This window comes from Pseudarthrobacter raffinosi (genome assembly GCF_023913735.1).
Lineage (GTDB): Bacteria > Actinomycetota > Actinomycetes > Actinomycetales > Micrococcaceae > Arthrobacter > Arthrobacter raffinosi.
Genome location: NZ_JAMXBH010000002.1, coordinates 206,987 through 219,253 on the forward strand (window position 1 = coordinate 206,987; position 12,267 = coordinate 219,253).

Annotated in this window: 10 protein-coding genes; 3 read left to right on the forward strand and 7 right to left on the reverse strand. The window is 64.6% G+C overall.

The window, feature by feature from the left end; all coding sequences use genetic code 11:
• Nucleotides 1-49: 49 nt before the first annotated feature.
• Both NG698_RS02775 and NG698_RS02780 read right to left on the reverse strand, forming a co-directional pair.
• Complete coding sequence (locus NG698_RS02775; protein WP_056340087.1) at nt 50-439, reverse strand: HesB/IscA family protein; 390 nt, start codon at nt 437-439, stop codon at nt 50-52.
• 184 nt (nt 440-623) lie between these two features.
• Nucleotides 624-2,069, reverse strand: coding sequence for a dipeptidase (locus NG698_RS02780; protein WP_252607974.1), 1,446 nt, complete (start codon nt 2,067-2,069; stop codon nt 624-626).
• A gap of 54 nt (nt 2,070-2,123) precedes the next feature.
• Here NG698_RS02780 and NG698_RS02785 point away from each other — a divergent pair, with 54 nt between their 5' ends.
• Complete coding sequence (locus NG698_RS02785; RefSeq protein WP_252607975.1) at nt 2,124-2,726, forward strand: DUF3043 domain-containing protein; 603 nt, start codon at nt 2,124-2,126, stop codon at nt 2,724-2,726.
• 87 nt (nt 2,727-2,813) lie between these two features.
• On the opposite strand, the gene NG698_RS02790 is transcribed toward NG698_RS02785, so the two are convergent.
• Nucleotides 2,814-3,887 carry a quinone-dependent dihydroorotate dehydrogenase gene (locus NG698_RS02790; RefSeq protein ID WP_252607976.1) on the reverse strand — a complete coding sequence of 358 codons (1,074 nt, stop codon included), beginning with the start codon at nt 3,885-3,887 and terminating at the stop codon, nt 2,814-2,816.
• 75 nt (nt 3,888-3,962) lie between these two features.
• Here NG698_RS02790 and NG698_RS02795 point away from each other — a divergent pair, with 75 nt between their 5' ends.
• On the forward strand, nt 3,963-4,973 hold the full coding sequence (locus NG698_RS02795; RefSeq protein ID WP_252607977.1) for an alpha/beta hydrolase: 1,011 nt from the start codon (nt 3,963-3,965) through the stop codon (nt 4,971-4,973).
• Here NG698_RS02795 and NG698_RS02800 read toward each other — a convergent pair.
• The 3 genes from NG698_RS02800 to leuA form a co-directional block, all read right to left on the reverse strand.
• Nucleotides 4,928-5,758, reverse strand: coding sequence for an isoprenyl transferase (locus tag NG698_RS02800; RefSeq protein ID WP_252598860.1), 831 nt, complete (start codon nt 5,756-5,758; stop codon nt 4,928-4,930). The two genes, NG698_RS02795 and NG698_RS02800, sit on opposite strands and share 46 nt — an antisense overlap.
• Before the next feature lie 2 nt (nt 5,759-5,760).
• Nucleotides 5,761-6,513, reverse strand: a complete 753-nt coding sequence (gene recO, locus NG698_RS02805; RefSeq protein WP_252607978.1) for a DNA repair protein RecO — start codon at nt 6,511-6,513, stop codon at nt 5,761-5,763.
• Between the two features lie 84 nt (nt 6,514-6,597).
• Nucleotides 6,598-8,337 carry a 2-isopropylmalate synthase gene (leuA, locus tag NG698_RS02810; protein WP_252607979.1) on the reverse strand — a complete coding sequence of 580 codons (1,740 nt, stop codon included), beginning with the start codon at nt 8,335-8,337 and terminating at the stop codon, nt 6,598-6,600.
• A 254-nt stretch (nt 8,338-8,591) separates the two neighbouring features.
• Between leuA and NG698_RS02815 the strand changes: the two genes are divergently transcribed.
• Entirely contained in the window at nt 8,592-10,544 is a 1,953-nt protein-coding gene (locus tag NG698_RS02815) for a M13 family metallopeptidase (protein WP_252607980.1), read from the forward strand.
• A 101-nt stretch (nt 10,545-10,645) separates the two neighbouring features.
• Here NG698_RS02815 and NG698_RS02820 read toward each other — a convergent pair whose 3' ends face one another.
• A complete protein-coding gene (locus tag NG698_RS02820) occupies nt 10,646-12,220 on the reverse strand; it encodes an LCP family protein (RefSeq protein ID WP_252607981.1) in 1,575 nt (524 codons plus the stop codon).
• Nucleotides 12,221-12,267: the final 47 nt, after the last annotated feature.

A 12,267-nucleotide genomic window follows, 5' to 3' on the forward strand; every position in this document is an offset into this window, starting at 1 on the left:
GTTTTTGGCGGACGGAAAGCAGGCGCCGGCATCGGGCGAAAGAACCGGGTCAGTGGAACGAATCACCACAGGCGCAGGAGCCACCGGCGTTGGGGTTGTCGATGGTGAAGCCCTGCTTGGAGATGGTGTCCTCGAAGTCGATGCTGGCACCGCTGAGGTACGGCACGCTCATCTTGTCCACGACAACTTCGACGCCGTCATAGTCGCGGACGGCATCTCCGTCGAGGAGGCGCTCGTCGAAGTACAGCTGGTAAATGAGGCCGGAGCAGCCGCCGGGCTGGACGGCAACGCGGAGGCGGAGATCGGTCCGGCCTTCCTGCTCCAGGAGGCTGCGCACCTTGCCTGCTGCGACGTCGGTCAGTTTGACCTCGTGTGCGGCCAGTTCATCGCTGGCAGCGCTGGTGGTCTCGGTGATGTTCTCGTTGGTTGCGGTGCTCATTTGGCCTACCTTAGGACGGTCCTGGCGGCCCCGCGTCAGCGGCGCCTGCCCCTACGGATACGGTACGGGCTATAGCTACATGCTACTTCGGTCAGCCCTGTAGCTCTAACTCCTGACGTAACCAAGCCTGTTCGCTGATTGTTCCCGATGGTGGAGGAATGCCGGCATCAGAGGGGCATGGGATTCAGACCAGGCCTTCTGCGTTCAGCCGGGCGAGCAGCAGCGCCTCGGCGACCACGGCGTTCTTGAAATCACCAATGTGAAGGGACTCGTTGGCACTGTGGGCACGGGAATCGGGATCCTCAACACCGGTCACGAGGATCTGGACGTCCGGATAGACGTCCATCAGGTCCGCAATAAACGGAATCGACCCGCCGATCCCCATCTCCACCGCCGGAACACCCCAGGCCTCCCCCAGCGCCCACATGGCGAACTTCGCCGCCTTGGAGGTTGTATCAGCGAGGAACGACTTTCCGCTTTCCCCGGGAGTGAACACGACCTTCGCCCCAAAGGGTGCATTGGCCTGGACGTGGCGTTGTACGGCTTCCATGGCTGCCGCCGGATCCTGGCCGGGCGCCAGGCGCAGGCTGAACTTGGCACGCGCCCGGGGCAGGAGCGTGTTCGAGGCCACGTCCACGTCGGGCGCATCGAAGCCGATGATGGACAGCGCGGGTTTAGTCCACAGCCGTGCGGCGATGCTTCCGGTGCCGGCGAGCCGGACGCCGTCGAGAACGGAGGAATCAGCACGGTACTCCGCTTCGGCGAGCTCCACGCCGACGTTGTCATTCGATACGAGGCCTTCGATGGCCACATTGCCGTCAGCGTCGTGCAGGGTGGCAATCAAACGGGACAGCAGGGTTGGCGCGTCCAGCACGGGTCCGCCGAACATGCCCGAGTGGACAGCATGCTCCAGCACCTGGACTTCAATGGTTCCGTCCACAAGGCCGCGCAGGCTGGTGGTCAGGGCGGGAATGCCCACCTTCCAGTTGCTGGAGTCGGCCACCACGATCACTTCGGCCCGCAGCAGTTCCCGGTGCGTTTCCAGGAAGGAACGGAAGGTGGGGGAACCAGCTTCCTCCTCACCTTCGAAGAAGAACGTCACACCAAGGCCGAATTCCGTACCCGTAACCTCGGTCGCTGCAGCATAGGCGGCCACATGGGCCATGATCCCGGCCTTGTCGTCAGCAGCGCCACGGCCGTACAACCTGCCGTCCCGTTCGACGGCGGCGAAAGGCTCCGTTTCCCACAGCGCCGCATCCCCCGGCGGCTGGACGTCGTGGTGGGCGTACAGCAGAATGGTCGGCTTTCCTTCGGCGGCCCGTCGGTGTGCGACGACGGCAGGTCCGCCGGGGGTGCCGTCCTCCTTGTTACTGCGCAGGACCTGGACATCCTCAAGGCCGGCGGCGCGCAGCAGTTCCGCTACGGCCTGCGCGCTGGCTTCCAAGGGCGCAGGATCGAAACTCGGCCAGGCGATGCCGGGAATGGCCACAAGTTCCTTGAGCCGGTCGAGGGTTGCGTCGAAGGAACCTGCGACGGACAGCCGGAGTCCGTCCGCGTCGATGGCCGGTGCAGGGTGGCCGGGGCCGGGGGTGTTGGCGTCGGACGGACTGGCTGCTGGAGTGGGAGTCATGGCGAACACAATACCCGCGGCGAATCTCCGCGGGCCGCAAGGTATTCTGTTCACGTGTTCGGACGTAAAAAGGAAGCGCCAACGGCGCAGCAATCAATAGACCAGCAGGCCGCTGAAGCGGCAGCCCGGCAGGATGCCGCGTTGGGCAAGGGTACGCCCACGCCCAAGCGCAAAGCGCAGGAGGCTGCCCGCAAACGGCCCCTGGTGCCGGAGGACCGCAAGGCGTCCAAGGCGGCTGAGCGCCAGGCTGTCCAGGATCAGCGGACGAAAATGCGCCAGGCTCTCGATACAGGTGATGAGAAGTTCCTGCCTTTGCGCGACAAGGGTCCGCAGAAGCGTTATGCCCGCGACTACGTGGATGCGCGGTTCAGCCTGGGCGAATACCTGATGTTCGGCGCCCTCGTATTTGTCATCATTTCCCTGATCGTGCCAGCTTCCAGCGAGCAGATGGTTTATGTCCTGGGCGGTTTCTGGGTGATGTTCCTGGCCGTCTTTGTGGATGTGTTCATTCTGTCCCGGCAGCTCCGCAAGAAGCTCACCGGGAAGTTCGGTGAGGTTGACCGTGGCACCGTCTGGTACGGCTCCATGCGTTCCCTGCAGTTCCGCAAACTGCGCCTGCCCAAGCCGCTCGTGAAGCGCGGGCAATACCCGTCCTGACATGCAGGCCGGGCCAGGCCCCGGCAGCATTCCCCTCTTAGACAACCAAACCCCGGCGGTCCAACCGCCGGGGTTTTGTTGTGTGAGTCAGCGGTTGCGTCGCGCTTTCGCCAGGTCGCGGTTGATCCGTGCCGCCCAGAACGGCCCCTCGTACAGGAAGGCCGTGTAGCCCTGGACCAGCGTGGCCCCGGCATCCAGGCGGTCCTGGACGTCTTTCGCCGTCTCGACGCCGCCGACGGCTACCAGCGTGATCGCGCCCCCGGTGGCCTCCTTGAGCCGGCGAAGGACTTCCAGTGAACGCTGCTTCAGCGGTGCCCCGGACAGGCCCCCGGCGCCGCATTCGACCACTTTCTCAGCCGGCGACGCCAGCCCCTCACGCCCGATCGTGGTGTTGGTGGCGATAATGCCGTCCAGCTTAAGGTCCAGGGCCAGCTTGGCGACGTCGTCGATGTCCTCATCGCTGAGGTCCGGTGCGATCTTGACCAGCAGCGGGACGTGCCGGCCTGCCGCCTTGTCCGCCTCGTCCCCCACCGCGGTCAGCAGCGGGCGCAGTGTCTGGACATCCTGGAGAAGGCGCAGGCCGGGCGTGTTGGGTGAGCTGACATTGACTACCAAGTAGTCCGCGGCCGGCGCCAGGTTCCGGGCGCTGATCAGGTAATCGGCCGCGGCGTCGTCGAGTTCCACCACCTTGCTCTTGCCGATGTTCACCCCGATCACGGGGCGCACGTCAGGGTGCCGGCGCTGCAGGGCGGCGCGTGCCGCTTTGAGGCGCGGTTCGACGGCGGCCGCGCCATCGTTGTTGAACCCCATCCGGTTAATGACAGCCCGGTCCTCGATCAGCCTGAAAAGGCGCGGCTTCTCGTTGCCCGGCTGCGCCTGCCCGGTGATGGTCCCTACTTCGACATGGCCAAAGCCAAGTTCGGTGAGGGCCTCGATGCCGAATCCCTCCTTGTCGAATCCGGCGGCGAGGCCGAACGGGGATGGGAAGGTCAGCCCAAAGGCAGAAGTCTGCAGTGAGGCCGCGGGTGCCGTGAACCGGTGCAGCAGCCGTCCTGCGCCGGAAGTATGGGCAAGTTTGATTCCCTTGAATCCGATCTTGTGGGCGCGTTCCGCGTCCATCCACGAAAAGGCCAGCCTGAAGAATGTCGGATATACGCGCATGGCTCTAGTTTTCCGTCTCGGACGGTCCAGACCAAACCGGGCCGCCATACATGCGGCTCCGGCTAGCATAAAGCCATGAGGTGGCAGCCAGATATCCTCGGTGCTGGTTTCGAAGCCTGCACCTTCGAGGCCGGGGGCGAAGACGGCGTCCAGCGCACCGCCACGCTGGTGCGCTTCCGTCCGGCGAAGGAACCGGCAGCCACCGGCCGGCGCCGGACAGTGCTGTTCCTCCATGGTTGGAGCGACTACTTCTTCAATGTGGACCTGGCGCAGTTTTGGACACACAGCGGCTACGAGTTCTACGCCCTCGACATGCACAACCACGGCCGCAGCCTGCGCCCGGAAACGCCGGGCGGCTACGTGGCGAACCTGGCGGACTATGACGCCGAGATCGAAGCGGCCATCGCCATCATCCGGGCCGACACGCACACGCCGGAACTGGAAGGCAAGGCCTCCCTCACGCTGATGGGCCACTCCACCGGCGGCCTGGTGGCCGCCCTCTGGGTCAGCAACCACCCCGGAGCGGCCTCCCAGCTGGTGCTAAACAGTCCCTGGCTGGAGATGCACGGCAGCTCGCTGGTCCGCCGTGCTGCGTCCACGATGGTGGGACCCGTGGCGCGGTTCCGGCCGGAGGCTGTCCTGCGACTGCCCGAGCGGGGGTTCTACTGGCGGACCATCAGCAGTTCAGCCGACGGCGAGTGGCCGCTTGACGACAGGTTCCGTCCGCCCATGGCATTTCCCCTCCGCGCGGGCTGGCTCTGCGCCATCCTGGCCGGCCACACCAAGGTGGCCCGTGGCCTGGACATCGACGTACCCATCCTGGTGCTGCTGTCCCGGGGAAGCGCCACCGGGCCGTTCTGGTCCGAGGAAATGCGGCGCACCGACGCGGTACTGGACGTCAACATCATCGCCCTCCGCGCCCTGACACTGGGGCGCAGCGTCACGGTGGAACGGATCGACGGCGCGCTCCACGACGTCTTCCTCTCCCCTGCCAAAGTGCGGGCAGACGCCTATGCGCGGCTCGCCCGCTGGCTCCGGGGTTACGGTACGGCTGAACCCGGTGCGGCGTCGACGGCGCCGCCGTAGCGCCGGTCCCGCCGGGCGTAGATTTCGACGGCGTCCCACAGGGTCCGCCGGTCGACGTCGGGCCACAGCGTGTCCATAAAGACGAACTCGGCATACGCGGACTGCCAGAGTAGGAAATTGGAGAGCCGCTGCTCCCCGGAGCTCCGCAGGAACAGGTCCACGTCCGGCAGGTCCGGTTCGTCCAGGTACTTCTGGATGGTTTTCTCGGTGATGGCCCCGGGTTTGAGCCGGCCTGCGGCAACCTCGGCGGCGATAGCCGATACGGCGTCCGTGATTTCCGCCCGGCCGCCGTAATTAACACACATGTTCAACGTGCACGTGCTGTTGCCCGCGGTAAATTCCTCGGCCTCTTCCAGTTCGCGGATCACCGAGCCCCACAGCCTGGGACGCCGGCCGGACCACCGCACGCGGACACCCCAGTCGTCCAGCTGGTTCCGCTGCCTTCGTAGCACGTCCTTGTTAAAACCCATCAGGAAGCGGACCTCTTCGGCTGACCGGCGCCAGTTTTCGGTGGAAAACGCATAGACGCTCACGTATTCGATGCCTAGTTCGATAGCGCCCGCCATCACGTCCAGCAGGGCGGGCTCGCCGGCTTTGTGTCCCTCGATCCGCGGCAGGCCCCGCTGGTTGGCCCAACGGCCGTTGCCGTCCATCACAATGGCAACATGGCGGGGGATGAATTCTGCGGGGATCGCCGGGGCAACCGCGCCGGACGGGTGCGGATACGGTGCCACCACAGGGGTGGTCCGCTGCCGCGAAGGACTCTTCTTTTTTCCCAAGGCCACTGTCAGCCACGCTCCACATGTTTGAGGGATTTCAGGACACGTTCAAGGTGCCATTGCAGGTATACGGCCACCAGCCCCGCAGCTTCCCGTCGGTGCGGCACGTCCGAGCCATCCGCCGTCGTCCAGTCCCCGGTCAGCAGGGCAGCCAGGAGCACGACGGTCTCTGCGGCCGGCGCAGGCGAACCGGGTGGCCTGCAGTCACCGCAGACCATACCGCCGAGCGGAGCCGAAAAGGCCGTATGCGGACCGGGCCGGCCGCAGCGGGCGCAGTCGGTAAAACTTGGAGCCCAGCCGCCGGTGGAAAGGGCACGCAGGAGATACGAATCCAGGATCAGTCCGGGCGCGTGCTCGGCCCGGGACAGCGAGGCCAGCGCCCCCACCAGGAGGTTGTACTGGGCGGTGCCGGCTTCGCCGTCGACGTCGGTGAGTTTTTCCGCAGTTTCGGTCATGGCTGCTGCAACGGTGTAGCGGCCATAGTCTGCGGCGATGTTGCTGCCGTATGCGCCCTTGGCAACAGCCTGCGTGACGATGTCCAGTGTCTTTCCGGAGACCAGCTGCAGGTCGGCAACCATAAACGGCTCCAGCCGCGCCCCAAACTTGCTGCTGGTCCGCCGCACACCCTTCGCGACGGCGCGGATCTGGCCGTGGTGCTTGGTCAGCAGCGTGATGATGCGGTCAGCCTCGCCCAGCTTGTGGGTACGGAGCACCACGGCGTCATCCCGGTAGGACCGGGCAGCAAAGGATTGTTGGACCACGGTTAATCTTCGCACTGAGTTCCGGAAAGCCGGCAATGCCGGTGCGTTGCGCGCCGGGAACCCCGGCGCGCAACGTGTTCCGAATCAGGCCCGGGAATCCCGGATGGCACGGTTGACTGCGGAAATGACGGCCTTGAGCGAGGACATGCTGGTGTTTGCATCAATACCGACGCCCCACAGGACCCGCTCCCCCACGGCACACTCGACGTAGGCTGCGGCCATGGCGCTGCCGCCTTCCGAAAGGGCATGCTCGCTGTAGTCCAGCACCCGGACATCCACGCCGTCCTCGCGCAGGATGCTCAACAGCGCGGCGATGGGCCCGTTTCCGGTGCCCGTGCGACGGGCCTGGACACCGTCAACGGTGAGCGAGGCGTGCAGGGTCATCCCGCCATCGTCATCCGTTTCGGTGCTGACGGAACCGAGTGAGTAACGGCCCCACTGGCCCTCCGCCTGGCTGGAGGGCAGGTACTCGTCCTGGAAGTGCTGCCACAACTGAGCGCCGCTGACTTCGCCGCCCACGGTATCGGTCTTCTTCTGGATGACGCCGGAGAATTCTATCTGGGCGCGGCGCGGCAGGTCCAGGCTGTGTTCGTTCTTGAGCAGGTAGGCCACGCCACCCTTGCCGGACTGCGAGTTGACGCGGATGACGGCCTCGTAGCTGCGGCCCAGGTCCTTGGGGTCAACGGGCAGGTACGGGACCTGCCAGGTGAAGTCCGCGACGTCCTTGCCAGCGGCGGCAGCATCCTTCTCCAGCGCCTCGAAACCCTTCTTGATGGCGTCCTGGTGCGAGCCTGAGAAAGCGGTGAAGACGAGGTCGCCGCCGTAGGGGGAACGCTCGGCGACGGGGAGCTGGTTGCAGTACTCCACGGTGCGCCGGATCTCGTCGATGTCGGAGAAGTCGATCATGGGATCGATGCCCTGGACGAACATGTTCAGGCCCAGGGTGACGAGGTCCACGTTGCCGGTTCGCTCGCCGTTGCCGAACAGGCAGCCCTCAATCCGGTCCGCGCCGGCCAGGTACCCCAGTTCGGCGGCGGCCACGCCGGTACCCCGGTCATTGTGCGGGTGCAGGGACAGGATGATGCCTTCACGCGGGTGCAGGTTCCGGCTCATCCACTCAATGGAATCGGCGTACACGTTCGGAGTGGCCATTTCCACGGTGGCAGGCAGGTTGATGATGACCTGGCTGTCGGCGGATGCCTCGAAAACGTCGGCGATGGCGTTGCAGACCCGGACGGCATAGTCCAGTTCAGTTCCGGTGAACGACTCCGGCGAGTATTCATAGGTGACGTGCGTGTCAACGAGGGTTTCCTCGTACTTCTTGCACAGTCTGGCGCCCTGGAGCGCGATGTCGAGGATGCCGTCCTGGTCCTGGTTGAACACCACACGGCGCTGCAGGACGGACGTTGAGTTGTACAGGTGGACAATCGCCTGCTTGGCGCCGACCAGGGACTCGTACGTCCGCTCGATCAGGTGCTCGCGGGCCTGGGTGAGGACCTGGATGGTGACATCGTCCGGGATGTGGTTGCCGACGATGAGCTGGCGGACGAAGTCGAAATCGGTCTGCGAGGCAGAAGGGAAGCCGACTTCAATTTCCTTGTAACCCATGCGGACCAGCAGATCGAACATCTTCATCTTGCGGGCCGGGCTCATCGGGTCGATCAGCGCCTGGTTGCCGTCACGCAGATCCACAGCGCACCAGCGCGGGGCCTTGGTGATGACCTTGTCCGGCCACGTGCGGTCAGGCAGTTCAACGGTGATCTGATCCTGGAAAGGACGGTAGCGGTGGGCTGGCATTCCGGAGGACTTCTGTGCGTTTCGCATTAGTATCGGGGCCTTTTCTGTGGTTCTTATCTGAAAGGTGGCCGGGCAACACAAACTCCGCGACGAGGGTGGGCCTTGCGCTAAATCGCGTCTGAGGCCTCGCCGCGGCAGCTAAGAAGAAGGAGCTCTGCGCGCACCATTTGAGGGTAGCACGCGTGCGTAAGATGAGAGGGCACCACCGTCCTTATCGTCCAACATGCAGACGCCGCGCCGGTGCCAGCGCCGGCCGCGGCACGTCACACGAAGGAGCATCTGTGCCCATCTCGGGGATCGATCTGTCCAACATTGACCACACCGTCAGGCCGCAGGATGACCTGTACCAGCACGTGAACGGGTCCTGGCTCAAGGCCACGGAAATTCCGGATGACCGGCCACTCGAGGGAACTTTCACCGCGCTGCGCGACGGAGCGGAGATCGCGGTCCGGGACATCATCGAGGAAGCAGCTGCCAAGGGTGAAGCCGCCAGCGGGATAGAACGGAAAGTGGGCGAGCTCTACAACAGCTTCATGGACGAAGCCACAGTGGAGGCCAAAGGCATGGAGCCCATCCGCGGGCGGCTTGCCGAGGTATTTGCCACCAGCACGGTTGCTGATCTCGTGGCCCTGGCCGGGCGGCTGTTCCGGTCAGATGTGTCCGGCCTCTTCTATATCTACCCGGCTCCGGACGCTGGCAACCCGGACCGCATCCTGCTCTACACCGGCCAGGGCGGCCTGGGACTGCCGGACGAGTCCTACTACCGGGAAGAGAAGTTCGCCCCCATGGTCAAGGCCTATGGCGAGCATGTCAGGACCATGTTCAGTCTGGCCGGAGTGGCCGATCCGGAGCCTGCGGCCGCACGCGTCGTTGCCCTCGAAACCAGCCTCGCATCCCACCACTGGGACAACGTCACGCTGCGCGACCCGCAGAAGACCTATAACCTCAAGTCCGCTGAGGAAGCGGCCACCCTGTTCCCGCTCCTTAACACCTGGTTCGAAGCTGCCGGGATCGACGCCGACAAGCGCAACGAGATCGTAGTAAGCACACCGGACTTCTTCAGCGGGGCCGCCGGCCTGCTGGAGTCCGAACCGCTCTCCGTGTGGCAGGAGTGGCTGGCCCTGCGGGTCGTCAACGGCGCCGCGCCGTACCTGTCCTCCGAGTTCGTGGATGCCAATTTTGCCTTCTACGGTACAACCATCAGCGGCACGCCCCGGAACAAGGACCGCTGGAAGCGGGCCGTCGCCGTCGTCGAAGCTGCACTCGGTGAGGCCGTTGGGCAGATCTACGTCTCGAAGCACTTCCCCGAAACCCACAAGGCCCGCATGCAGACCCTGGTGGCCAACCTGATCGAGGCCTACCGGCAGTCCATCACCGGTCTTGCCTGGATGGGTGAGGAAACAAAGGCCGAGGCGCTGCGGAAACTGGAGGCCTTCCGCGCCAAGATCGGCTACCCCGACAAGTGGATCGATTACTCAGCTGTGGAAATCGACCCGCTGGACCTTCTGGGGAACGTTGAGCGGGCCCACAATGCCGACGTCGACCGCCATCTGGATGAGGTGGGCAAACCGGTGGACCTTAACAAGTGGCTCATGACACCGCAGACGGTCAACGCGTACTACCACCCGATGCTCAACGAGATCGTCTTCCCTGCCGCTATCCTGCAGCCACCGTTCTTCACAGCCGACGCCGACGACGCCGTTAATTACGGTGGCATTGGAGCGGTGATCGGCCACGAGATCGGCCACGGTTTTGATGACCAGGGGTCGCAGTTCGACGGCGGCGGCACGCTGCGGAACTGGTGGACCGAGGATGACCGGACGGCCTTTGAGAAGCTCACAGCCAAGCTGGTGGCACAGTACGACGAGTTGTCCCCGTATGCGGCGCCGGGGCACAACGTCAACGGCAAGCTGACGCTCGGGGAGAACATCGGCGACCTTGGTGGCCTGACCATCGCCTACAAGGCTTACCTGCTCAGCCTTGACGGCAAGGAACCGGAAGTTCTGGACGGACTGACGGGGCAGCAGCGGTTCTTCGCGTCCTGGGCAGCCGGCTGGCGGCAGGTGATCCGGTCCGAAGAGGCCATCAGGAGGCTCGCCACGGATCCCCACTCCCCCAACGAGTTCAGGACCAACGCCATCGCCAAGAACCTGGACGCCTTCCATGAGGCCTTTAGCGTGACCGACCAGGATGGCATGTGGATGCCGCAGGACGCTCGCGTCAGCATCTGGTAATCACTCTCCAGGACACACAAGAGGTGGGGCCGTCTGGCCCCGCCTCTTGTGTGTCTACTGAGGTGCTGTCTTCTGAGGTGCTGTCTTCTGTGGTGCGGCCGTCAGTCCTGGACGATCAGCACAGGGTTGGCCTGCTGGCACACGGTATCGCCGGCTGTCTGGTTGACGATGTCCTCGGGCAGGGCGCCACCAGCACCGGCTCCGTAGGTTGCCCCGGTGGTGAAGTCAGTTCCAAGGTAGACCTGGACTCCCGCGACGCGAGGTGCCAACTGGACCTGCGCGGCCGGGATCCCCAGCATCGCAGCCACGTCAGCTGCGACGTCGGCGAATTCCGTACCGTAGTAGACAACGCTCTGCGCCACCGCCGTGGCTTCAAACGGCCCGGATTGGGTGAAGCCGCCGGTGATCAACGCCTGCACGATTTCCTGGGCGCGTCCCGGGACGCCGCTGCCGTTGGCCACGGTGACTGGTTGCAGCGCCTTGTCATACGGCGGCACCGCCGGGGCTGTTTCTGTTGGGGTGGTTGTTGTTTCCGTCGGCGCCGGGGACGGCGTTGTGGGTGCTGTCGGATCCGTGAGGTCCACGTCCTCGCGGAGGGCCGCAAAGAGCTGGGACCCTGCGGGCTCGGCAATCTGCAGGCGGTTGATGTCCGTGACTGCCGGCGTGGTGGGCACGGCCACAAACGCCACCTTGCTGATATCGATGTCCTTGAGCCGGCTACCGATACTCACGAGCGACGGCACGGAGGCCAGCCCCTCATCCACCGTGAGGTTCTTGGTCACAACATCGGCAATGGTCAGCATCTTAGAGGGGTCAGACAGTGTGCCGTCGTCCTTGATCTTGCGCGTGAGGGAGGAAAGGAATCCCTGCTGTGCCCTGATCCGGCCCAGGTCGCCGCCGTCAGCAAAGGCATGACGGGTCCGCAGGAAGGCAAGAGCCATTTCGCCCTGAACGGCGGACGTGCCCTTCGGCAGGCGCAGCCGGGAGTCAGGATCATAGACCGCGTCACTGATGCACACGTCAACGCCGCCCACCGTGTTGGAGAGTTCCTTCACTGCGGTGAAGTCCGCCATCATAAAGTGATCGATCTCCATGCCAGTCAGCTTGTTGACGGTGTCTACGGCGCAGCCGATGCCGGCTTCATTCATGGCCTCGTTGATCATGACACCGCTGCGGGCAGGATACGTCCGCTTGGTCTTCTGGTCGGTGCACTCCGGAATATCGACCAGCAGGTCCCGGGGGAAGCTGATGACGCTGACGCGCTTGTTGTCGGCCGATACGTCCATCAGCATCATGACGTCGGATTTGCCGTAACCTGTTGAGTCCTCCACGGCGCCGTACTCCGCGTTTGCGCCGTCCCTGGTATCAGAGCCAAGGATCAGGATCTGCATCCGGCCCGATTTGTCGTCCGATGGGTTCGCCGCGCCACCGGCGTTCAGCGGTGCCGTGGTGATGTTCGACTGAAACCGCAAATACCAGTAGCCTGCGTAGCCAAGACCGCCGGCAACCAGGATGGTGACCACCGCAGTGGTCACCTTCAGCCAGGCCGGCATCCGGCTCCGGGATCCGAGATGCCGGGCAACGCCGACGGCGGTGGCATCAGCGTGGCGGGACACCGGACCGGTCCCGGCTGACGCGTCAGCTCCGTACTCGCGATTGTCGCGGCCTCGCCCCATGTGTGGTGTACCTTCCTCGAAAAAATTGAATCCGGCCTATTTTAGTT

What these genes read in the sequence shown, in the direction of transcription:
- NG698_RS02775 (WP_056340087.1), bottom strand. Translation starts at nt 439, where the DNA reads ATGAGCACCGCAACCAACGAGAACATCACCGAGACCACCAGCGCTGCC.
- NG698_RS02820 (WP_252607981.1), bottom strand. Translation starts at nt 12,220, where the DNA reads ATGGGGCGAGGCCGCGACAATCGCGAGTACGGAGCTGACGCGTCAGCC.
- NG698_RS02790 (WP_252607976.1), bottom strand. Translation starts at nt 3,887, where the DNA reads ATGCGCGTATATCCGACATTCTTCAGGCTGGCCTTTTCGTGGATGGAC.
- NG698_RS02780 (WP_252607974.1), bottom strand. Translation starts at nt 2,069, where the DNA reads ATGACTCCCACTCCAGCAGCCAGTCCGTCCGACGCCAACACCCCCGGC.
- NG698_RS02795 (WP_252607977.1), top strand. Translation starts at nt 3,963, where the DNA reads ATGAGGTGGCAGCCAGATATCCTCGGTGCTGGTTTCGAAGCCTGCACC.
- leuA (WP_252607979.1), bottom strand. Translation starts at nt 8,337, where the DNA reads ATGCGAAACGCACAGAAGTCCTCCGGAATGCCAGCCCACCGCTACCGT.